Origin of the sequence: Acinetobacter sp. BIGb0102, assembly GCF_003815055.1 — a bacterium.
In the GTDB taxonomy this organism is placed as follows: Bacteria; Pseudomonadota; Gammaproteobacteria; order Pseudomonadales; family Moraxellaceae; genus Acinetobacter; species Acinetobacter vivianii.
Genome location: NZ_RKQE01000014.1, coordinates 179017 through 203168, shown reverse-complemented (window position 1 = coordinate 203168; position 24152 = coordinate 179017). Strand labels below are relative to the sequence as shown.

Sequence of the window (24152 nt, the reverse complement as noted above, 5' to 3'; positions counted from 1 at the left end):
ACACTCCTTCACGAATTTTGGAAAATTGCATATGGACAAAGGATTTACCCGCTTCGCTCTTGGCTCTGTTTTACTTGTGACTGGCTCATTAAGCTATGCTCAAGACGCTGCTCTTTCTGGCTATTATCTCTCAGCAAAAGTCGCGGCAGCCCAACTCAAGGCTGACAATATGGAAACCAGTTTACGCCCAGGGATTGGCAAATTTGTCGCAGGTGACGATCAAAAAGATTTAACCAATGCATCACTGGGGTTCGGTTATGACTTTGGCAATGGCTGGCGTACCGAAGGAGAATATACCTTTAAAAATGATGCAGAATTTACCAGCGGTTCAACCAACTTTCCAACCAGTCTCAACCATCATAAAGTCGAGACGCAGCGCCTGATGCTGAATGCTTATCGTGATTTTGAAGTCATGCAAAATGTCGCTGTATACGGCAATCTGGGATTAGGTGTTGCACGTACAGAATCTTCAGGCTGGCAAGGGAATAACTCTCGTCAATATCTTTCAAATACCGAAACCCAACTGGTGTATAGCATAGGTGCGGGTGCGAGTTATAAAGCAATTGATAACCTAAACCTTGATTTAGGCTATCGTTATGTCGACTTGGGTAAAGCCGATAGCGGTTTAAATAACTTCACCAATGCACGTAACTTGCAGGATGAGCAGATGAAAGCACATCTTTATTCAAGTGAGTTCTATCTCGGTGCAAGATACTCATTCTAAATTTGAAAGGCACTGATCAGCAGTGCCTTTTTTTGCACTCGTCCCCCATGTATTGCCCTCACCACAACTGATGGCAATACATACCAAAACATTGATCAAGAAAGGTGGAATATTGTTATGTATAAAAATCTATTCGCCATCGCCGCACTATCGGCTTCAAGCAGCTTGTTTGCAGCAGCACCCAATCCATTAAGTGTACATGTTCTCAATCAGCAAAATGGTCTACCTGCTGCTGATGTCACCGTTGTGCTCGAAGCGCAACAAAAAAACCAGTGGGTAAAAATTAATCAGGCCAAAACTGATCAGAATGGACGAATTACCGCCCTTTATCCGACGCAACAACAATTAAAGTCAGGTGTTTATAAAGTGACGTTTAAAACAGGTGACTGGTATAAAGCGCAAAAGCAAAGCAGTTTTTTCCCTGAAATTCCGGTTATTTTTGAAGTTGACGGCACTTTACCGCACTATCACATTCCATTACTGCTCAGCCCTTATGGTTATTCCACTTATCGTGGCAGCTAATAAAAAGGACGCTTGTCGCGTCCTTTTTATCAAGTCTTAACCCTTCAACCAACGATCAACTTTTTGCTGGTCCTCAACTTTTAATTCAACCGTGGTCAATTCACTTTCACCCGCTTGAAGTTCAAATTGTAAAAGCTCATCAAGACGGAATGCATAGACCGTAAATGTGCCTTGTTGTTTTGCATACTTGGCTAAAAGCTTCTCGGAAGCCTTCACACCATTAATCGCAAGGATCACATCATTTGCAGATAAACCTGCTTGAGCGGCTGCGCTATCACGACGCACTTGCTGTACCACCACGCCTTCTGCTTTATCTACCACTTTCAAGCCAAAAGCCAGAGCCTTGTCATTTTTAAGCGTGTAACTCAGTCCAAACTCTGGGAACAACTGATCGAGTGGTAATTCATCGGTGGTGTTGATCAAATGATTGATTTGCTCAATCCAGTTATCGCCTGTCAGTTCATTACATAATTCAAAAATGGTTCGTTCATTAACCTGAATCCCCTGTTGGGTATTTTCGTACAAACGACGCATTAAGGCATCCAGATTTGAACCACGTAAACGTAAGCCCAAATCTAAACAAAGTGCCACTAAACTGCCTTTGTTATAGTAACTGGTGCCTGCATTATTTGAGTTTTCATCCTGACGGTAGAACTTGATCCACGCATCAAAACTTGACTCTGAAACCGATTGAATCAAACGGCCCGGATTCTGCAAATAACGATCAAGCTGTGCTTTTAGGAGATCCAGATAAGACTTCTGTGAAATCACACCGCTACGCAATAAAATCAGGTCATCATAATAAGAGGTAAAACCCTCAAAGATCCACAATAAGCTGGTATATCCCTCTTTATGTAAATCATAATTGGCAAAGTTTTCAGGGCGAATAAATTTGACTAACCATGAGTGGAAATACTCATGGCTACATAAACCCAAGAAACGTTGATAATCTTTAGAAGGTTCTTCGGCTTCATCTGCTTTCGGCAAATCATCACGCGGGGTAATCAAGCTGGTACTATTGCAATGTTCCAGACCACCATAGCTATTGCCAGTTGCCATAGTCATAAAGGTATAGTTCTGGAATGGCGCTGAACCGAACATATCAATTTCAGTCTGACAGATCTTTTTAATATCCGCTTCTAAACGGCCCATATTGGTCGTGTGTTTGCCCGAAATCACAAACTCATGAGGAATCCCGTTCGCATCAAAGCTGAAACGGCTCTGCTCTGCCAATTCAAACGGACTATCAATCAATTGATCATAGTTATCTGCTTTTAGAGTAAAGCGCCCTTTGACTAGACTCTTACTTGGTAAACCTGTTGCGATCTGGAAATGCTTTAATTCATCTGGCAGGAAAATTTCAACTTCACAAGGTGCATGTTCCTGATCTTGCAAGCCCAAACAGATACATGCAGGATTAACATAGAAACGTGTCTGATCAACGTAGGCACCACGCACCGATAAATCATAGGCATAAACATCATATTCAACAGTAATCAGTTCATGATCGGTATTGAATAAACGCCAGCGATTTTTCTCGGTTTTTTTAATATTCAGTAAACGCCCTGCTTCATCAGAGGCTTTCACCGACTCAATATGCTTGGAAAATTCCCGAATCAGATAGCTTCCAGGGATCCAGGTTGGTAACCACAACTCTTGATTGGGATTGGCTAGAAAACGTAGGGTGACATGAATCAGGTGCTGGCGATAATCGTCGAACTCAATTTGATAGTGCAACATAATTTCTAATCATGAAAATGGGAATAACTTCACACAGCTTAGCATTTTTTTACAAAGTCATGCGCAGATGTCGTAATTGTCAGCAAAAGTTGCTGGATTCTTCAACAAAAAAGTCATAGCATTCTCCTCTCACATTTAAGGCCACTGGATCGGCAATACAAGGTATGCACGTGAAATTTCTCCTCTCTCTCTTTACGTTGTTTAGTCTCGTTTGTGCAAATCTCGCACATGCAAACTTACTTAACATTGCCCCTGAAACAGTTGAAGCTGAAGCATGGTCAATCATCGATGCCCAGTCTGGACAAATCATTGCTGAACATAACAGCCATGTTCAGCGCGCCCCTGCTTCACTCACCAAAATGATGGTGGCTTATATCGCTTTAAAAGATATTGAAGCAGGTAAATTACGTAAAGAAGAAGTCCTGACTGCAACGCCTGTAGTCAGCACAGTGATGTGGGATGAATCACAAATGTACTTAAAAGCAGGTGAACAGATTTCTGTTGATCAGCTTTTAGCAGGTCTGATCGTGATGTCTGCCAATGATGCCGCAGTGACGCTTGCTGAAAAAATTTCTGGCAGCGTGCCACAATTCGTCGCGCGGATGAATCAGGAAGCACAGGCATTGGGAATGAAGGATACGCATTTCAGCAATCCAGCTGGAATCACCATGACCGATCATTACTCTACAGCTGCCGACTTGAGCCTATTAGCCAAAGCCATTGTGAAAGAAACGCCTGAATATTTGTATTATTCAAAAATGCCAAGCTTTAGCTACAACCAGCGTTTTCACCATGCCACTAACCTTGCCTTGAAAATGGATCCGACATCCGATGGTCTGAAAACAGGTTATACCAAGGCGGCGGGCTATAACCTTGCCCTGACAGCTGAACGTCCAACATTCAATCCACATGTCGAAAAACGTCGTCTGATTGTGGTGGTATTGGGAACACCAAGTGCAGTAAAACGTGCAGAAGTTGCACATAAACTGATGAATCTGGCCTATACCTATACCCGCGATGAAGAAGTGATTCCAAAGCAGAGACTGATTGCAGAATTGCCTGTGATTAAATCAACCTTGAAAATGTTTAAAGTCGAAACCCAGCAACCGACAATCGTGACCACATCGTTATATGGTCAGTCTGTTCCGATTGATTTGAATAGCTTTGATCTACTCACCCAACGTATTCATCTGATTGATGCAAACCAACAAGTCACGACTGTTGAGCCGCTTCAAACCACCAATACTCGCATCAATATTGAACTGAATGAACAGCATTTGACTGCGCCTTTGACTAAGGCAATGAATCTGGCAACAGTTTCGATCTATCAAAATAACCAGTTGATTCGCAGCTTACAGATTGAAAATGATGTACAGATTGAAGAAGCCAATATTTTCCAGAAAATTATGATCTGGTTCTCAAATCTGTTTTCATTCTTTTCGACCAGCGATAGCAAAACTGCCAAACTTTATCCTTTAAATCAAGGATAAAAAACCTACTATTTTTATCAAGATTAAACATACATTATTGAAAAAAGGATGGCATAATCCAGCCATCCTTTCACAAAAATAATTAGGTTAATCATGAGCAAAACCTTACATCATATCGTGATTGTGGGCGGTGGCGCAGGTGGTTTGGAACTTGCGACACAGCTAGGTGAACGTTTTGGCAGACGAGAGAAAGCCCGAATAACCCTAGTCGATCAAAATCTCACACACATATGGAAACCTCTCCTCCACGAAATCGCAGCTGGCTCGCTGAATCCTCACGAAGAACAAACCAATTATTTTGCCCATGCAGAAAAACATCATTTTGAGTTCGTACTCGGCACACTTATTGATGTGAATAAAGATCAAAAACAAATTACCCTTTCTCCCCCGCAGCTTTCTAAAGAACACACTCCACAAACTCAAACACTCAGCTACGACACTCTAGTGCTGGCCGTGGGTTCTGTTTCAAATGACTTTGGTACAGAAGGCGTGCGTGAACACTGTCATTTTCTGGATAGCCGTCAACAAGCCGATATTTTCCAGCAGGATTTATTTCACCTCTATATCGAGGCGCAAAATCAGTCAAATGAGCGAGCTTTGAATATTGGCATCGTCGGGGCTGGTGCAACAGGTGTTGAACTGGCAGCAGAGTTGATTGAAACCACCAAGAATTTCTATCGCTATGGATTAAAGAAAATTAATCCGAAGCAAGTCAAAATCACCCTCATTGAAGCATCTGACCGCATCTTGCCTGCCCTAAATGAAAAAACAGCAGCGCATAGCGCCAAACAGCTCAAGAAAATGGGGATTGAGATTCTGACTCAACATAAAGTCCAGAAAGTCGATGAAACCAATGTCTATTTCAGTAATGGAAATGTCATTCACTCAGATATTACGGTGTGGGCGGCAGGTGTTAAAGCGCCGAAAGTTTTAGAGTCATTTACTGATTTTAAACGGGATAAAATCAATCGCCTGATGGTATACGCGACCCTGCAAACCTATTCTGATCCGAATGTTTTTGCTTTTGGTGATTGTGCAAATTGTCAGTTAGATGCACGCCAGCCACCGTTAGGCCCTCGTGCACAAGTGGCGAGTCAGCAAGCAACCTTCCTTGTCGATGCAATGGCAGCACGTTTATCAGATTCTCCACAACCGATGTTCACATTTAATGACAAAGGTTCACTGGTTTCACTGAGTCGTAATCAGGCCGTAGGAGAATTGTTAGGCGATGTTAGCGTACAAGGCTTCATTGCCAAAACCATGTATGTTTCACTTTATCGAATGCATCAGGCCAATATTCATGGTTACACCCAAGCAGGCATGCTCACCATGAAAGATTTCCTGACGCGTCGTGTCCGTCCAAAAATTAAACTTTATTGAGTTGAAATTTGATATTTCATCTCAATATTTAACTAAATCGTTTCAAAAAGTGGAAAATAGTCAACAAAAACTGTTTTTCACTTTATGATATACAGCTAAAACTATTGATGACATGGATTCAAAACATGACTGCTATTGCAAATAACCACGTGGTTTCATTCCACTACACTTTAACAAACGCTGAGGGTGAAACACTTGATCAATCTCAAGGTGAACCACTTGCATATTTGCACGGCGCGGGCAACATCATTCCTGGTTTAGAAAATGCACTTACAGGTAAAACTGTTGGCGAAAAATTCACTGTAAACGTTCCAGCTGCTGAAGGTTATGGCGAATATAACCCTGAACTTGTTCAAGAAGTTCCAGCTCAAATGTTCCAAGGTGTGGACAACATCCAGCCTGGCATGCAATTCCAAGCTCAAACTGATGACGGCGTACAAATCGTAACTGTTAAAGCGATTGAAGGCGACAACATCATCGTTGATGCAAACTTCCCGCTTGCTGGTCAAGACCTTACTTTCGAAGTAGAAATCGTTGAAATCCGTGATGCTTCTCAAGAAGAATTAGATCACGGTCACGTTCACGGTGCAGGTGGTCACCACCACTAATTCATTTTTGAATTAGATGAAAAAAGCAAAGCTTCGGCTTTGCTTTTTTATTACCGCTACTTTTATAAAATAAAAAAATCGCTTATGGTCATGTCAATTTCTTTAAAATAAAACAGAATTATGTCGACTGCTTATCAACTGATTTGGTTTCGCCAAGATTTGAGAATTCAGGATCATGCTGCGCTCTGGCATGCGACTCAGGCTGGCCCCACGATTGCCGTCGTCATTTTATCTCCTGAACAATGGCAATTACACGATGATGCAGCGATTAAAACTGAATTCTATCTCAGACAACTGCAAAGCTTAAAAGACGAACTTACGAATCTGAATATTCCCTTGCTGGTACACACAATTCCGCTCTGGAAAGATGTACCTGAGTATTTCGTAAATTTAATGCAGCAACTGCCGATTCAAAATGTATATGCCAATATTGAACTGGGGATAAATGAGTTAAAACGCGATCAAGCTGTACAAACACTTTTAAATCAGCAAGCTAAGGAACTGGTCCTTTTTCATGATCGCACCTTATTTCCTGTTGGCTCGATCCGTAACCAGTCCAATTTGCCCTATCAGGTTTTTGGCGCGTTTAAAAAGACCTGTTATCAGCGTTTACAACCTGCACTACCGCAATGTTATCCAACACCTGCTCCCCAACAAGCAATTACGGATTTAAAGTCGGGCTCACAAACCGATCTCAAGACACTGCAACTTAAATATAAACAACAGCTCAAACATACACAGGATCTTGAATGGCAGATCGGCGAAGCCTATGCCTTGAAGCAACTTGACCAGTTTGTTGAGGAACAGCTCAATGAATATACCACTGGACGGGACTTACCTGCACGCTCTGGCACCAGCCAGCTTTCAGCCTACTTAAATATCGGCATCATTTCGATTCGCCAATGTCTTCAAGCGCTATTCAGACAACAGCAAGGCCATTTTGAAATTCAATCCGATGGACAACAAAGCTGGTTAGACGAATTGTTGTGGCGGGAATTTTACCAACATATTCTGTTTGATTTTCCTCGTGTCTCACGGCATTTACCCTTTAAGCAATCGACTCAGAATATCCCTTGGCGTGATGACCCAGTCGCTTTAGAAAAATGGCAGCAAGGTCAGACCGGCATTCCGATCATTGATGCAGGCATGCGACAAATGTTGGCAACAGGCTGGATGCATAATCGGGTAAGAATGATCTGCGCCATGTTTTTAAGTAAAAATCTATTGATTGACTGGCGTAAAGGTGAGCAATGGTTTATGCAGCATCTGATTGATGGCGATCTTGCAGCCAATAATGGTGGATGGCAATGGTGTGCCTCGACAGGCACAGATTCCGTACCTTATTTCCGGATATTTAATCCGATTAGCCAATCACAAAAGTTCGATCCTGAGGGGGAATATATTCGAAAATGGGTTCCTGATCTGGCCCAAATTGATAAAAAAATCATTCATGAACCTTATGCAAAAAACCATTCTTTAACGCTAGACTATCCAGCTCAAATGATTGATTTAAAAGGTAGTCGTGCGCGCGCAATTGAGGTATTTAAAACCCATTTGCATTAGTTACATAAAAGTAAAAATTATTTTAAATACAATACTTTTCACATATTAGTTAGACGGACTATACTGTATGTTACTGTTTATAAAATTATTTTACACAATCAATAACAGAAAATTTATCGTCATAGCCGTAAAATAATGATACCTTGATCACAAAATACATTTATTAAAACTAAAAAATTATGCAGAAAAATCCAGCTTCAGCACTCGTCTTGTGGATTATCTCAGCCCATGTTTTTATGGGTATCGTCGCGTATGAGTGGTTACCAGCAAGTTATCGTGGCAGTTGGGTTTTCCTTCTCATCCTTTTGATCGCGGGCGCATTTTTAAATGTCGGTCTGGCCATTATACTCGGGTTAATCACCTTCATTGGAGTTGCAGTTTACTTCCTGCTCGACTTAGCCAATCAAACTTATGTCGAGCGTCAGCTGCTGTTATTGTTTGTACTGCCCATCACTCCGATTTTTTTAAGCGCCATTCGTCACAATATTCAGAATGCACTGAAAACCTTCCGCGCAATTCAAAGTTATGATCGTAATTATCAACATGATATTTTGCCACTGACGGCATTAAAACACTTTCAGGGCGAGTTAAAGAAGCTGCTTAAACTCACGCACAAAGATCACTACAAGATTATTACCACCCAGATCGACAATACCTTACTGATTCGGGAAATGCTCGGTGAAGATATCTGGAAAGAAACTCAGAATAAGATTATGGCAATTCTCTCGACCGAAAGAGATAGCGTCATTTACCATTTTATTAATGAAGAGCTGAGCCAGATTAAGAGTATCGTCATTCATGAACCTGTGATTGAAGAAAATCAGATCTATCCTGTATTTATTCAGCAGCTTCAGGAACTCACTGTATTAAAGCTCAAAATTGAACAACATACTGAATATTTGAGCCCTCAAGATCAAGAGGTGCCTTAATGTCAGTACTGCTTAATATTTGTGGTTTGCTGGTGAGTACTGCAAATTTTCCAGATACCACCTTACAACAGTTTTATCAGCAGTATTATCACTGTTCGATCCAGCCTGCACAAAATCAGATCAACCCTCAAACTGAAACACCCAGAAATATAGCGGCACTCTTTCCACAACCGGCCACATGGTGGCCCGTGTTCACCTCAGATCAGCTTGAATCTGAAAGTTTTAAGCGACTGATAGAGAAAGGTGTCAAACCTGGTGTCATTTTACCCAATGAATATTTTAGTGCCATCAAATATTATAAAATCAAAAAAGCGGTGGATGAAGGTGCAATTCCTGTTGCCTTTTACCAAATGCAACATTCGAAATATTTTGCTGCCAAAGCCACCTTTTCAACAGCATTGGGATTAAGACCCCTCGCCGCCCTGATTGAAACTGGCTGGGATGAAAACCTGATTTCACAACCTGCGGGCAGCTATATCATCCAGTCCGATAGCCCGAATGAGCTACGTATCCCTGCGCGTAAAATTCAACAACATCAACATTATTTTTATCAGGCCATTAAAGATCCCTCACAAGCTTCGGGTTATCAGGTGGTGATTAACCCTCCAGCAGATATGCCTGTCAATAATATTGAATATCCACATCTAGGCATCTCATGGGACATCAATAATATTCAATACACCAGTACAGCAGACGGTGTAGAAACCAATATTTTTGGTTATTTACTGATTGCATTGAGTACAGTCGTGATTCCACTAGACTATGTCTACTCAGCACAGTATCCAAGTTTACTCAGTACCTTTGGTAGCTCTATTTCCTGGATCTCATTATTACTTGGTGGCGGATTGCTCCTGATTTTGATCATTTCCATCATTCGCAGGAGAAGAATAAATGCCCGCAATTGATATTCTTTTCCTGTTCGGTTTTCTGGGCATCTGGATCCCTCAAGCCTTCTGGGCGTGGCTCAGTTATCAAGCCTGGAAATATTCGAAAAATGCAGCCAAAGAACTGGAAAATATGCCAGTTCCAGAACACTGGCCTGTATTAAGTGTCTTAATTCCAGCCTATAACGAAGGCGTGGTCATTGAAGATACCTTACATGCCATTGCGCAACAGGATTATCCAGCCCATGCTTATGAAGTTTTACTGATTAATGACGGTTCCAAAGACAATACTTTAGAAATTGCGGAACGCATGGCAGAGATTTACCCTTGCATAAAAATCGTCAATGTACCCAAAGGAATGGGCGGAAAAGGAAAATCGCGCACACTGAATAATGGTTTGCCGCATGCCAAGGGTGAATTAATTGTGGTCTATGATGCAGACAGTACGCCCGAACCCGACTGTGTGCGTTTATTGGCGCAAACCTTACTGGCAAATAAAAAACTGGTTGCCGTCAACGGTAAAGTACGCACGCGTAACTGGCGTGACAGTATTCTGACCCGTTTTATTGCGATTGAATTTATTTTCTTTCAATGGATCTTCCAAGGTGGACGCTGGCAGCGTTTTGAGCTTTCTACCCTGATGGGAACCAATTATGTGATCTGGCGTGATGCGCTGGAAACACTGGGTGGTTTTGACGAAAAATCGCTGGTCGATGATACCGAGATGAGTTTCCGAATTTTTCTGGGTCAACGCCGCATTAAATGGGTGCCTTATGCCGTCGGCTGGCAACAAGATCCACCATCCTTAAGTGTCTTTGTTAAGCAACGTTCCCGTTGGACTCAAGGAAACTTTTACGTCACCAGTAAATATTTACCGATTGCGTTAAGAAAACCGTTCCCGATCGGGATCGAAATTTTTAACAATATTATGTGTTATGTCCTGTTTGTGCCCGCACTGATCTGGAGTCACATTACGTTAACCCTTGGTTTACTGGGTATTGCCGGGATCACTGTTCCTGGCCCATTTACCTTACTTTGGGGCTTATCGTTCTGTCTATACGTCGCACAAATGTGGTTTACCTTATCCCTAGAAAGAGCCAAACCTCAACTATATTTCTTCTCGGTTTTATCTTATGTCACCTATTCACAGGTCTTTCTATTTATCGTGTTTAAAGCTGCCTACGACATGCTGAAAAATAAGATACAGGGAAATTCATTGCAGTGGTACAAAACTGAGCGCAGCAAGGAGAAAAAATAAATGAAAAAGAATCCATTACATCATCAGATTTTTAAAATACTGGTCGCAAGTGCAGCGCTTTCCTTGCCCGTGTTGGGCTCTGCTGACACACTGAATACCTGGACATTTGATAATATCAATACCTCCAACAAATACACGATTGAGCCGCATTTCTTTTATGTGGGTAAAGGCTCAGAATGGCAAAACATTCAATTTACCAGCGAATATTCGACTGAACATTTCACCACTTTACTGGTGAAATTTGATGACAAACTGATTTATAACACCACTTTGAATGGTGATGGAACGCTGAACTTTAATATACCAGCGACCACGAGTGGTTTTCACCGCTTAGATTTCATCTTGCAACAATACTCGCCAACTACATCACCTGCGGCTGATCGCACCACCTTCTGTAGTGAAGATGTGGATCAGGTGACTTATCTTAGTAATTCAAAAATTGATTACCAACGCCATCGGCCAATTTATCGTTTAAAAGATTTACCTGATGCCTTATTTAACCCACAAGTGGTACGCCCTACACCATTCATTGGGGTGTTAAAATACAATCGAGCCAATATCAATGAAGCCTCTATGCTGGGGCGTTTAATCAGTGCATGGGGCTCAGTCACCCCGATCCAGTGGTATGAACAAAATGCACCAGAGAATCAGCCAGCCAACTTTTCTATTGAGATTACAAAATCGGCAACGCCTTTACCCAACGGTACTTTAGTTCAAATCAGTGCTGAGAATGAGGTTCCGACTTTACGTATTCAATATGACAATCCGGAAAAGCTGGTCTCCGCTATTAACGGTTTATTAAATCCAAATTATTTACAACAGCTCGATACCTCATCCACCTATCTGCCGAATAAACTGGCAGCGCCTGCTTGGGCACAGATCAAGCAAATCAAAACCCTTGCTGACTTAGGTATCAGCGATTTCCGTTTAAATCAGGCTGAAAAGAATCTATTCTTAAACTTCCCTGCGGTGTGGCAACCGACCGATATTCTACAAGGTCAAATTGCCTTACGTGTCCAAAGTGGATTACTCGAAGGCTCAAACATTACCACATGGATTGATGGTGGCTTAGCAGGTAGCTTAAAAACGGCAGAGCTAGATTCTGATCCAGTGAACCGACAATTTAACTATTTCGCTAAAACCATTTCCAATAACACCAACTTTAGCCTCAAGCTGGAAAACTCGGTCATTGTAAACTCACAATGTCTACCAACTGCCAAAGGTTCACTCTGGATTGATACGCAAAAATCGACCGTGAAACTGCCGCACAAGCTCAAAAATGGGGTTGCTTCACTTTCCATGAGTTTTGCCACACATCCAACCATTGCGATTGATGAAAATCCGGGCAGTCTGGAAATTGCCATGACCATGAGTCAGGTGGCTAAAAAAATGCTGATGACCAATGATCCGATTCCTTTGAATCTGGTCAAGTTTGATCCAGCTAAACCTGAACTTTTAAATGTACAAGTCAACCCGAATATATATCGTCAACAGGTATTGATGCATAAAGATATTCTTTATGCTCCAGCAACTGCACGGGGTTTTCTGGTAAGTTTCCATGACCAACGTTTCAATGTCATCACAGACTCGATTGCGGGCGCGCAGAACTTTACCAAGCTTTGGGATAAAATCCAGACAAATATTCCAAATAATGCCAGCAAAATCTTGGTGGCAGAAAATGGGCAAGTGTTTATTTTACAAAAAATTATTGTGGGTAATCAGAAAGCACCTTTAGTCCAGCAGTCATCATTCTTTATCTTGGTTGTTATAATCTCTGCTATCATGATTCTTGCAATTTTGCTCTGGTACTGGCGTAAACGACCGAATGCTAAAAATAAGGCAGATTAAATTTATACTTTTAAAAATTATTATATTATCCGCCTTATTCAGTTTAGGGGGTTGCATGCACTTCTTTCAAGCAGACGTGCAACCTCCCCAGATTGAAGGAATTTTTTGGCAACCCGATTTAGCCACCACCCCGCCTTCAGGTAACTGGAATTTACTTGGTGTTTCAACCTTTGTCCCGCAGTGGTCCACTGTACAATCCAAAGCTTGGTTTGATCATGACATGGGTTTTGAAAAATGGGATAAAACCCTCAACTTAAAACAGCTCAATCAGCAACCATGGTCTCAACAAATTATTTTGGGGCTGGCGGGTGAATATGATGAAAAGCTTGCCCGTTCAAATGTTCTGCAACTGGCAGAAAACTCGAAACAGATCATTGAGAAAACCAAATCAATTCCATTAAAAGGTTATTACTTTCCTGTTGAAGCAGATCCGACATGGTTAGGTGTAGGTGTATTGGCACAAGCTTTAGCGACCTTACCTCAACCCGTCTGGGTCAGTATTTATAGTGCAGAGCAGTCTCCTGAACATCTGGATTCTTGGCTGAAAAGCTGGTTACCGCACAATGCCAATGTGTTTTTTCAAGATGGCGTCGGTGTAGGAACCCGCTCTCCCCAGCAGGCAAAAATTATTCTGGAAGATCTTCAAAAAGAGTTCGGTAAAGATAAGGTCGTGATTGTTTTAGAAGCTTTCCGTCCAGTAAAAGCAGGCCATTTCCGCTCAGCTTATCCGTGGGAAGTGATTGAGCAGCTTAAAGCCTATGAAGGACAGAAAGTTTATATTTTTGATGGCCCGCATTATATGAACCGTATCACCGTTTATGCCGTGGCTTTATGGTATAAACTGAAATACGGCTCAACTACCTGACCCTATTTATAAGCGCGATTAGAAGCTCTTATAAAATACCAATTCAGTGCGCGTGTTGTTATAGGTATCTGTTCCATCAGCTAAAGCATCTTTGAAATAACGTCCATATAAACGCTCAATGCGTAGCTTTACTGGAACATAGTTAAAAGGCTGCCATGCAACACCCGCACCATATTCAAATAAGTTATTGTAGTTTTCACCTTTCGAGTCCGCTAAAGTATGTAGCTTGCCATAAGCTTGTACGGTACCCGCTTCACCACGATAGACATTAAAACCAGAGCGCAATCGTAGATCCGCAATTACGTTATAGTCTTCTCGTGAGTAACTCGCGACATTACCGTATAAATCAGTGAAATAATCATTCCAGATGGTACGCTGTTCCACCGTGGGATTGGCATACCATTCCTGATATCCCGTTACACCACCGACCACACTTTCACGGAACTTATCCCGATTACGATCAATCAGATCATAGCTGCCGCCCACTTCTAAATAAGCACGAACAGGAATCGACTGCCACGGCTGATAATTTGCACCAACACCGACGGTTACTGCATTTTCGTCGATAATCTCAGGACGTACCCCACCTTTCGATTTGGTATCACGATTCAGGTTCACAAAGCCATATACCTGCGCCCGACCATTATCCAGATTTTTACCATATCGCATTTTCAATGGGAAAATGAAATCGTCATATCGTGATTCATAAGAAGGCGCAAAGTAGACATCTTTAAAAGTTGATGGTACAGCTGAAGCACTGAGATTCTGAACCGCTTGTTGTGCCTTGCTCGCCATTTCTGGATCAGATGAAGCCGATAAATCTTTAAAGATCACCAAAGCTTCTTTATTTCTTTTTTGCTGGTTGAGTAAATACGCTTCCTGCAATTTTAGTTGTTCATCCTGCGGTGCAAGCTGTTCTGCTTTACGCACACTCTGGATCGCTTCATTTTGCTTGTTCAAACGAATTTGTAAATAGGTCAGGCTCTTCCAGACTTTAATATCTTGTGGTGTGAGTTGTCCCAATTCAATCAGGATTTTTTCAGCTTCTTCTGGCTGGCTTTGTTCAATTTTATAAAATTTATCCCAACGGTCATAAATCGGATGACCAGGTTTATATGCCGCATCCCCTTCTTTCACAAAATCAGGCTCAGCACTCACCGCCTGTTGTACAGGTACGATTAGACCTAAAAGTAATAGTGTATGACTCAGCAGCTTATTTTTGGAATTGTTCATCGCAAATCTCAACTAAAAATATTCACAATATGGTCTATGGCGAGAAGGCTTAATTAGCATTTAAAATGTTAAATTGTTCACATATTATAACTAAATCATCGTTATGCTATCGTTAAAATAAGTTAATTTATAATAGATTAAGTTTATGAATCATCAATAGAATTTTACAAGCAATTGAACTGTTATAGAACTAGACGCGAACAAATTAAATTAATTTAAAAGAGCAAAATTATGTCTTTTTCACAACATGCAGAACCACATGTGATACAACGTTCAGGCTGGCTCCGTGCGGCTGTGTTAGGTGCCAATGATGGCATTATTTCTGTTACCAGTCTGCTTATGGGGATGGCAGCCAGTGGTGCAAGTTCTCACACCTTATTGATTACCTGTATCGCTGGGCTAATCTCGGGCGCAACGTCTATGGCCGCAGGTGAATATATCTCAGTCAAGTCTCAAGAAGATATTGAAAAATCGGACCTGAGATTTGAAGCACGAGAACTGGAAAAAAATCCTCATGCCGAATTAACAGAACTGACCCAAATCTATATCTCACGCGGTTTAAATCCTGAACTTGCTCATGAAGTTGCCAAACAACTCACTGCACATGATGCACTTGGTGCGCATGCACGAGATGAAATCGGCATTCATGAAAATACTGCCGCCAATCCTGTTCAGGCAGCGCTGTCTTCTGCCGCCTCTTTCTCTTGTGGTGCAGCCTTACCTATGTTGGCAATCTTACTCAGTCCAGATACATGGATCGCACGGGCTGTGTTAATTACAGGAATTATTTCACTGGCTTTATTGGGTGCATTATCGAGTTACTTTGCTCATACCTCCATGCTTAAAGGCAGCCTGCGCATTACCTTATGGGGCATCTTGGCAATGGTATTTTCCAGCTGGGTGGGTTCCTTATTTAATGTCACCCCGATTTAAACCAACATGCTGTCATTTTGAAAATAGCGTCTATATTCAATAATTAAATAGCGATTATTATTTGCAAGCCTTTTTGTTTTTACGTTAAGGTGATTAAAAATGCAGTGAGTCATTCATCATGTCAATTTTAGAATTATTAGAAATAAAACATCCGATTTTACTTGCGCCCATGGCTGGGGTTTCTACACCTGAACTTGCTGCTCAAGTATCAAATCAAGGTGCATTCGGTTCTTTAGGTCTCGGTGCCAATACGCCTGAAGCAGCCAAAGCACAAATCTTAAAGACACAAGAACTGACTGATCATCCCTTTCAGGTGAACTTCTTTTGTCATCAATCAGAACAGCTCAATCCTGAAACTGCCCAACAATGGATTGAGTATCTTCGTCCGCAATTTGAGAAATTTGCTGCAGAAGCCCCGACCCAGCTCAACTGTATTTATCCCAGCTTTTTAGACAATGATGACTTTCTCAATGTGGTGCTTGAAACACGTCCCAAAGCAGTCAGTTTTCATTTTGGTATCCCACACCCGCATCAGATTCAGGCTTTAAAACAAGCCGGCATCATTACCATGGTGTCTGCAACCAATTTACTTGAAGCCCAAGCAATTGAAGCAGCAGGTATTGATATTATTATCGCGCAAGGCATTGAGGCGGGTGGGCATCGCGGGATTTTCAATCAGCATTTTGATGCTTCGATTAAAACCCTTGATCTGGTGCAACTCATTACAAAACACTGCACCCTCCCCGTGATTGCAGCAGGTGGAATCATGAATGGTGAACATGCCAAAGAAATGCTGAAACACGGCGCTGCAGCAGTACAATTAGGGACAGCTTTTGTACAATGTAAAAGTTCTAGTGCCAATGCCGCCTACCGCAAGGCATTATTTAATCAAACGATCACGCAGATTAGTGCCAGTCTTTCAGGCCGACCCGCACGTGGTTTAATTGGCACATGGCATACACAGATCGATACTCCAGATCGTCCTGACGTGCCTGCCTATCCATATACCTATGACTTGGCAAAGCAATTGATGGGTATCGCCAGTGCGCAAAATGACTTTAGTTATGGTGCTTTCTGGGCAGGGAGCAATGTCAATCAAATTCGAGAGCTGGAAGCGGCCGATTTAGTCAATCAACTGGTACTGGAAATAAAAACCAATTAAATTTTGCGCGTAAAAAAGCCGACCATAATCGGTCGGCTTTTTAGTAGATCACTTATTTGATCGCCTCAAGTAAGGTGTGTTGGGCATTATGTGGTGCTTCCCCCTCCATCGGTCGCGCACGTTCCCATACACCATCCCCTTGTAGCAACCAAGCTTGTTGATTGTCTTTGAGGTAATTCAATAAACCCAGTTGGTAAATACGCTTTTTCAAGGCTGGATCTTCAATTGGGAAACACGCTTCAACACGGTTAAACAGATTACGATCCATCCAGTCAGCACTTGAACCGTATATACGTGGGTTACCATTATTGCTGAAATAATAAACCCGTGTATGTTCAAGGAAACGTCCAACGATCGAACGCACACGAATATTTTCTGACAAGTTTGGTAAGCCCGGACGTAAACAGCAAATTGAACGAATAATCAGGTCAACCTGTACGCCCGCTTGCGAAGCTTCATACAGTTTATTAATCAGTTGAACTTCCGTTAAGGCATTCACTTTAATAATAATTTGTGCAGGTTTGCCTGCTTTGGCATTGGCAATTTCGTCATCAATATAATTGATCAACTGGGCATGCAAGGTGAATGGTGCATGAAGCAACTTTTTCGGCTTCGCCATTTTGCCCATCCCCGTCAATTCCTGAAAGATACGATGTACATCTTCACACAGGTCTTTATCGGTAGTCATGAGGCCATAATCTGTATAAATACGTGCGTTGGTGGCGTGGTAGTTCCCCGTACCTAAATGCACATAACGCACCAGTTTATTATTTTCACGGCGTACCACCAGAATCATTTTGGCATGTGTTTTATAACCCACGATGCCATATACCACTACGGCACCTGCTTCTTGCAGCACGTTCGCCACTTCAATATTGGATTCTTCATCAAAACGGGCACGTAACTCAATCACTGCCGTGACTTCCTTACCATTACGTGCAGCTTCGGCAAGCACTTGCACGATTTCTGAATCGGCTCCACTACGATAAAGCGTTTGTTTGATAGCCAGCACTTGCGGATCACGTGCAGCCTCACGCAACAACTGAATCACAGGCGCAAAAGATTCAAATGGATGATGCAATAAAATGTCCTGTTTCTGCATTGCTGCAAAAATACTTTCAGACTTTTTAAAAGCTTTTGGAATCACAGGTGTGTGTGAGTCATAACGTAAATGCGGACGTTTGAAATTTGATAATAAACGCGCCAGATTTACAGGGCCATCTACACGATAGAGTTGTTCTTCATTTAGATCAAACTCATTGAGCAGATATTCATAAATGTGTTTTGGACAGTTATGGGTTACTTCCAGACGGACTGCACGACCAAATCGACGTGAACTCAACTCACCTTTTAAAGCTTTTGCGAGATCTTCAACATCTTCGTTTAGCGCTAAATCGGCATTACGGGTGACACGGAATTGATAGCAGCCTGTTGCGGTCATGCCAGGGAACAGATCAGAGATATGTTCATGGATAATTGCCGAGAGCATGACATGGTGTTCTTTACCGTCAGTTAATTCATCTGGCAAACGCACTACACGCGGTAATGAACGTGGCGCAGGGACAACCGCTAAATCAATTTGACGACCAAAGGCATCTTTCCCTTCTAGCGTCACAATAAAGTTCAGGCTTTTATTCACCAGTCGTGGAAATGGATGCGCAGGATCCAGACTGATTGGCGTAAGCACAGGTGCCACCTGTTCATGAAAATATTTCTTGATCCATGCCGATTGTGCAGGCGTCAATTCACCACGACGTAAGAAGCAAATATCTTCTTCACGTAATTTCGGCAAAATTTCTTCATTTAAAATTCGGTACTGACGTTCAATTGCCGCATGTGTTGTTTTTGAAATTTGTTCTAAAACCTGCTTTGGCGTCAAACCATCTGGAGTGCGGCTTTCATTGCCCAACGTCAGTTGTTCCATCATTCCCGCAACACGGATCTCAAAGAATTCGTCCAGATTACGTGAAAAGATCAGAAGGAAGTTCATCCGCTCTAATAATGGATGAAGTGGATCGACAGCCTGTTCCAGTACGCGTAGATGAAAATCGAGAATCGAAAGCTCACGATTTATATAACGATCGTTGTAACTGTATTCTATTGGCGTTGTTGTCGTCACTGCAGTATTCATACCCAACCTTGTTGCTTTATCATTCATCAAGTGATGATTTAAGTATGCTGCAAAATTATGTCAATTTGGTAAAAAAGCCCAAAATATTGGGCTTTTTTTTGAAATTTGGCGAATTATTGCGGAAGTTGTATCCCATTCATATATTTTAAGATCACCCGCTTGCGATATTGCAGCTTACGGTCATTGCGGTTGTCTTGATAATACTTTGGATTTGGTAACAGAGCGGCTAAAAATGCAGCCTGCTCTCGGGTCAGACTTTTAGAACTTTTGCCATAATAAAATTGAGCTGCTGCCTCAACACCATAAATGTTTTGACCAAACTCAACCGAGTTCATATAGACTTCCAGAATGCGTCGTTTTGACCACATCCGCTCCATCATCCATGTCGCTACAGCTTCCTGCCCCTTGCGGATGAAAGAACGTTTATTATAAAGAAACAGGTTTTTTGCCAGCTGTTGTGAAACCGTTGAACCACCCGCGACCAGTTCACCTTTTTTGCTATTGCGCTCCAGTGCAAACTGGATCCCCGCCCAGTCAAAACCATGATGATGAATAAACTTGGCATCTTCGCCCGCTAAAATTGCGCGTTTAAAGTTATCACTAATATTGTCATAGTCACGCCATTCCTGTTTGATCGGTTTAAAGTCGGTAAAGTAATCCCAACGCATAAACATGGTCGTATTCACTGGATGGGTTCGCCACCAGACCAGACTACTAAAAATCCAGAGCTGGATCAGTAGAATGACGCCAATAATCAACATTACTGCGCGTGCTAAAAAGGCTTTCATTAAAGTGCATCACTCCATCATGCAATGAATTCATGCTAAGCTATTTTTTATATCAATAACTAGCGTAAACATATGACTGAAACGACTCCACCACAAATCAATCAAAAATTGCAAATACAAACATGGTGGTTTACTGCATTGTTAATCGCAGTCAATGTCGGATTATTTGGCTGGCAAATTCTTTCAGGGGTGAATATTACCGACCCTGCCCCTGTTGATGCAATCGCTTGGGGAGCAGATTTTACACCGCTCACCTTTACTGGGCAGGCAGAACGCTTGTTCACCAGCATGTTTTTTCACTTTGGCCTGATCCATTTAATGTTAAATATGTGGGCGCTGTATATCTTTGGCAGTGTGGCAGAACAATTATTTGGTAGAAGCTATTATATCGGTTTGTATTTTCTGGCTGGTCTCATGGGCAGTGTCTTGTCCAGTTATCTAAGCATCCGTGATGGCTACGAACTTTTACAACATTTTGATCCCAAGTTACTCCCACATATCAGTGCAGGTGCCTCAGGTGCCGTGATGGGGCTAGGTGCAGCACTCACCGTCATTTCCCTGTTTCCACCTTTGCCACAGCAACGCTTCTTGCTGGATAAAAAATCATTATTAATGATTATGGCGATTAACCTTGTCTTCGGTTTTACCGTTTCAGGGATTAATAATGCCGCACATATTGGTGGCATGATCATGGGTGCATTGCTAGCCGTGACATGGTATTTCAGCCAGAAAACGCCAAGAAATACACTGGCTCAAGTCATTGCCTTAATGATTGGTGCCTTACTGCTCAGCGCATTCTATTTTTATTGCACAGAATTAAGCACAGGACTCAATCCTCTCTGGAATGAAATCCTGCGTCAGAACCAGCTCACTTTTTAAGACTGGTTCATTTCTCTTAAACTTTGTAAGGGCGGAATATCGCATAAGTAACTTAAGCGATAGCGCCCGATCAAGGTACAAATCAGCATCATGCTTAACGGTAGAATCAACCAGATCTCAGCATGCCACTGAATTGCCATTTGCATCTTGTAACTGGCAATGGCGCTGATCACTTCTGCAAACAGACACGCCACGACACCCGCCAACAGACCGATAAAACCAATCTCCAGACTGAGCATACGTTTTAATTTATTCTTGGCAACGCCAAATGAACGCAATAAAGCCACCTCTTTACGTCGCTCATCCATCAGTACATTTAAACAGGCAATCAGTACCAGTACACCCGATAAACCGACCAGCATGGCTAGAACCGTGATAATCTGCACCAGTACATTGACCAGACGTTTCACCTCTTCCAGAATACGCCCGACATCAATAAATACCGTGTTGGAAAATTGCTGAATCAATTGCACCATTTTCGGCTGATCCGCTGGCGGAACATAGAAGCTTCCTAAATAACTGCCGGCATTTTCATCCATGGTTTTGGGTGAAAAAATAAAGAAGAAATTAGGACTAAAACTTTCCCATTCCACGCTACGCAGATTGATGACGGTCGCATTCAACGGCCCTTCGGGTAAGCTAAAACTGAGTTGATCTCCAATCTTGATCCCAAGCTCAGTGGCCAGTTTTGCTTCCACAGACACCTGACCAATCTGGGTAAAATGGGAACTGCCCTGCGTAATCATATTATCTTTCGGATACACTTCTGCTTGAGTCAGATTCAGTTCACGACGCAACGAATTATTTTGTTTTACCTGTTCTGCTGCAAAAGGCTGACCATTTTTGGCAACCAGTCGGCCTCGAATATTCGGATAAAGCGGAGTGCTCTGCCATTTATTTTGCTCAAGCTGTTGTTTCAACTGAGGCATATCAAACGGCGGTAGGCCATAAACAAATTGATTCGGTGTCCCTTCTGGCAATTGTTGCTGCCAACGCTCCAATAAATCTGTTCTTAATACACTTAATACCGTAATCAAGCTCAAGCCCAAAGCGAGGGCTGTAATCTGTAAAGCAGTTTGATGTGGAATCCGTACATAGGCTGATACAGGATGTTTAAGCTGCTTGATCGCTTTTAACAGCAACCAGATCACGGCAAAAAGCGTCGCACATAAAATCAAGATCGCGGCCAACACCCATAGGCTTAATTGTAAATTATCACTGAGCACCAAACTAAAAATCACCAGACTGGCAATACCGACTGCAAACATGGCGAAATACGACTTACGTGAACGCTCCTGCTGACGGATCACCCGAATCGGCGGTGTATTTAATAGCTCCCAGATACTTGGCAAGATAAAACCAATCAGCACCATCACACTGGTAAAAATGGCGACAGGCAAGGCAAACAGCAAATCAGCCAGCACAAAGCTCAGTTGTAATTGTGGAATCAGCTGCAACATCAACTGCAATAAGCCATAACCTAAAGCAATCCCGATCAGACTGCCCAACACAATCGATAAAGCACTGACAATTCCAAGCAAGGCCAGATAAGCCAGCAAAATCTGTCTCTTACTTGCCCCCAGACAACGCATCAGGGCAATATGGTCCTGATTCTGTTGCACATAACGTTGACTGGTCAATGCAATCGCAATACCACACAGCAAAATGGTTAACAAATTGGCAAGCTGTAAAAAAGTATCCAGATTTTCAATCGGTTTCATTAAGCGCGTATTGGATTGGCTGGCATCGCGTAACTTCAACGAACCTTGTTCGCCCTCGCCCAACTGCTGATCACTCGGTTGATCAAGCGTCTGTTCATGCTGTGTTTGCTGCCTGAAGATTCTTTTAAATGCCTTGATCTGCTCAGGCGGCCCTGCCATCAATAACCGATACTCAATCCGGCTACCGACTTGAACGGCATTGGTTTTGGCAATATCTGCCTGATGGATAATCACTGTCGGTGAAAATCCTGAAAAGCCAAGCTCCTGATTAGAATCATGTTCGATGATCCCCGTCACTTTAAACTGCCCATCCGCAATCGCAACCTGATCCCCCACTTTCGCCTGTAGAAGATCAGCTGCACGAGGACTCAGCCAAACCTGTCCAGTTTGAATACCTTGTGACTTGGGCTGGATTTCCAGTTCACCCCGTAATGGAAAATGCGCATCAACGGCTTTCACATTGACCATCACAAACTGATCCGAGGTATGCGCCATCGAACTAAACACAGTCACAGCAGCCTGTTGCAAATCCAGTTTTTGTGCTTGCTGTAACCATTCGGTCTGAATTGGATCTTGATCGTAGAGCACCAGATCCGCAGCCAACATTTCAGCGGCCTGTAGAGTCACGGCATTTTGTACTTGGGTATTACTGAACTTGAGTGCTGTGGTGGCACTAATTGCTAAAGAAAGTGCAATGATTAATAAATACAATCCACCCGTACGGAAACTTTGCAGCAACAGCGGCTTGAGAACTGAACTCATAAGCCCACCTCAAGCTTTACAATTTCCTGAATCTGGCCATCAGCCAGTTTGACATGACGTTGACATAAAGCAGCCAGATTCTGATCATGCGTCACCAGAACCAAGGTTGTTCCTAATTCTTTATTAAGCTCAAATAATAGCTGTTCAATTTCTTCAGCCGTTTGTCCATCCAGATTACCCGTGGGCTCATCTGCAAAAATAATTTTTGGCTCTGCAATCAATGCTCTGGCAATCGCAACACGCTGCTGTTCCCCACCAGAAAGCACTTTCGGTGTTTGCTGAGCCTGACGTACCAGCCCAACTCGCTCTAACCATGCCAATGCTTTTTGTTCTGCCTGCTTGAAATTAAAGTCAGGTTGTAAGCGTAATGGCAACATGACATTTTCCAGTGCACTGAGCTGCGGCAATAGCTGAAAAGACTGAAATACAAAGCCGATATTTTCCAGACGAACCTGCGCGCGCTGTTCTTCCGACAAACTATGCACCGCCTGTCCACACACCCATAACTCCCCAGCACTGGGACGATCAAGTGTTGCCAGAATACCCAACAAGGTCGATTTTCCTGAACCTGACCGACCTGTAATGGCAATCTGTTCACCTTGATAAATTTCCAAATCGATATCTTTTAAAATCGTTAAACTTTGCTGATTAATTTGAATATTTTGTGTAACTTTTTGGGCAGAAATAATCGGTTGTGGCATGATGTCACGTATCCTTTAGGACAAATTTGAA

General features: G+C 42.4%; 20 protein-coding genes. 14 read left to right on the top strand and 6 right to left on the bottom strand.

Going from position 1 to position 24152, the window contains the following annotated elements; genetic code table 11:
* Positions 1-31 precede the first annotated feature (31 nt).
* A complete protein-coding gene (locus EC846_RS14230; protein WP_123775564.1) occupies positions 32-724 on the top strand; it encodes an outer membrane protein in 693 nt (230 codons plus the stop codon).
* A 117-nt stretch (positions 725-841) separates the two neighbouring features.
* Entirely contained in the window at positions 842-1246 is a 405-nt protein-coding gene (uraH, locus tag EC846_RS14225; RefSeq protein WP_123775563.1) for a hydroxyisourate hydrolase, read from the top strand.
* 36 nt (positions 1247-1282) lie between these two features.
* On the opposite strand, the gene EC846_RS14220 is transcribed toward uraH, so the two are convergent.
* Positions 1283-2986 (bottom strand): M61 family metallopeptidase, encoded by a 1704-nt coding sequence (locus tag EC846_RS14220; protein ID WP_123775562.1) that lies wholly within the window; start codon positions 2984-2986, stop codon positions 1283-1285.
* A gap of 170 nt (positions 2987-3156) precedes the next feature.
* Here EC846_RS14220 and EC846_RS14215 point away from each other — a divergent pair, with 170 nt between their 5' ends.
* The 9 genes from EC846_RS14215 (at position 3157) to EC846_RS14175 (ending at position 13811) form a co-directional block, all read left to right on the top strand.
* On the top strand, positions 3157-4476 hold the full coding sequence (locus EC846_RS14215; RefSeq protein ID WP_123775561.1) for a D-alanyl-D-alanine carboxypeptidase PBP6B: 1320 nt from the start codon (positions 3157-3159) through the stop codon (positions 4474-4476).
* A 93-nt stretch (positions 4477-4569) separates the two neighbouring features.
* Positions 4570-5856: an NAD(P)/FAD-dependent oxidoreductase gene (locus EC846_RS14210; RefSeq protein ID WP_123775560.1), complete on the top strand. Its 1287-nt coding sequence runs from the start codon at positions 4570-4572 to the stop codon at positions 5854-5856.
* Between the two features lie 125 nt (positions 5857-5981).
* Positions 5982-6464 carry an FKBP-type peptidyl-prolyl cis-trans isomerase gene (locus EC846_RS14205; protein ID WP_004770302.1) on the top strand — a complete coding sequence of 161 codons (483 nt, stop codon included), beginning with the start codon at positions 5982-5984 and terminating at the stop codon, positions 6462-6464.
* 120 nt (positions 6465-6584) lie between these two features.
* The gene (locus EC846_RS14200; protein WP_123775559.1) at positions 6585-8027 is read left to right on the top strand and encodes a cryptochrome/photolyase family protein; all 1443 of its coding nucleotides are present in this window, start codon (positions 6585-6587) and stop codon (positions 8025-8027) included.
* 179 nt (positions 8028-8206) lie between these two features.
* Positions 8207-8956, top strand: a complete 750-nt coding sequence (locus EC846_RS14195) for a hypothetical protein (protein ID WP_123775558.1) — start codon at positions 8207-8209, stop codon at positions 8954-8956.
* Positions 8956-9861 (top strand): hypothetical protein, encoded by a 906-nt coding sequence (locus tag EC846_RS14190; protein ID WP_123775557.1) that lies wholly within the window; start codon positions 8956-8958, stop codon positions 9859-9861. The genes EC846_RS14195 and EC846_RS14190 overlap by 1 nt, the downstream gene beginning before the upstream one ends.
* Positions 9848-11098: a glycosyltransferase family 2 protein gene (locus EC846_RS14185; protein ID WP_123775556.1), complete on the top strand. Its 1251-nt coding sequence runs from the start codon at positions 9848-9850 to the stop codon at positions 11096-11098. Before EC846_RS14190 ends, EC846_RS14185 begins: the two co-directional genes overlap by 14 nt.
* Positions 11099-12946: a hypothetical protein gene (locus EC846_RS14180; RefSeq protein ID WP_123775555.1), complete on the top strand. Its 1848-nt coding sequence runs from the start codon at positions 11099-11101 to the stop codon at positions 12944-12946.
* Positions 12924-13811, top strand: a complete 888-nt coding sequence (locus tag EC846_RS14175; protein ID WP_171410033.1) for a hypothetical protein — start codon at positions 12924-12926, stop codon at positions 13809-13811. Before EC846_RS14180 ends, EC846_RS14175 begins: the two co-directional genes overlap by 23 nt.
* 18 nt (positions 13812-13829) lie before the next feature.
* On the opposite strand, the gene EC846_RS14170 is transcribed toward EC846_RS14175, so the two are convergent.
* Positions 13830-15044, bottom strand: coding sequence for a tetratricopeptide repeat protein (locus EC846_RS14170; RefSeq protein WP_123775553.1), 1215 nt, complete (start codon positions 15042-15044; stop codon positions 13830-13832).
* A gap of 231 nt (positions 15045-15275) precedes the next feature.
* Here EC846_RS14170 and EC846_RS14165 point away from each other — a divergent pair, with 231 nt between their 5' ends.
* Together EC846_RS14165 and EC846_RS14160 are read left to right on the top strand one after the other, a co-directional pair.
* A complete protein-coding gene (locus EC846_RS14165; protein ID WP_069578029.1) occupies positions 15276-15977 on the top strand; it encodes a VIT1/CCC1 transporter family protein in 702 nt (233 codons plus the stop codon).
* 118 nt (positions 15978-16095) lie between these two features.
* Entirely contained in the window at positions 16096-17139 is a 1044-nt protein-coding gene (locus EC846_RS14160) for an NAD(P)H-dependent flavin oxidoreductase (RefSeq protein ID WP_123775552.1), read from the top strand.
* 52 nt (positions 17140-17191) lie between these two features.
* Here the strand turns inward: EC846_RS14160 and ppk1 are convergent, their stop codons facing one another.
* Together ppk1 and mtgA are read right to left on the bottom strand one after the other, a co-directional pair.
* A complete protein-coding gene (ppk1, locus tag EC846_RS14155) occupies positions 17192-19270 on the bottom strand; it encodes a polyphosphate kinase 1 (protein ID WP_062846519.1) in 2079 nt (692 codons plus the stop codon).
* 113 nt (positions 19271-19383) lie between these two features.
* Positions 19384-20058: a monofunctional biosynthetic peptidoglycan transglycosylase gene (mtgA, locus tag EC846_RS14150; protein WP_004770313.1), complete on the bottom strand. Its 675-nt coding sequence runs from the start codon at positions 20056-20058 to the stop codon at positions 19384-19386.
* 72 nt (positions 20059-20130) lie between these two features.
* Here mtgA and EC846_RS14145 point away from each other — a divergent pair, with 72 nt between their 5' ends.
* Complete coding sequence (locus tag EC846_RS14145) at positions 20131-20937, top strand: rhomboid family intramembrane serine protease (protein ID WP_123775551.1); 807 nt, start codon at positions 20131-20133, stop codon at positions 20935-20937.
* Here the strand turns inward: EC846_RS14145 and EC846_RS14140 are convergent.
* Together EC846_RS14140 and EC846_RS14135 are read right to left on the bottom strand one after the other, a co-directional pair.
* Positions 20934-23420 carry an ABC transporter permease gene (locus EC846_RS14140; protein WP_123775550.1) on the bottom strand — a complete coding sequence of 829 codons (2487 nt, stop codon included), beginning with the start codon at positions 23418-23420 and terminating at the stop codon, positions 20934-20936. The two genes, EC846_RS14145 and EC846_RS14140, sit on opposite strands and share 4 nt — an antisense overlap.
* A complete protein-coding gene (locus EC846_RS14135; RefSeq protein ID WP_047426761.1) occupies positions 23417-24121 on the bottom strand; it encodes an ABC transporter ATP-binding protein in 705 nt (234 codons plus the stop codon). Before EC846_RS14135 ends, EC846_RS14140 begins: the two co-directional genes overlap by 4 nt.
* Between the last annotated feature and the right edge of the window lie 31 nt (positions 24122-24152).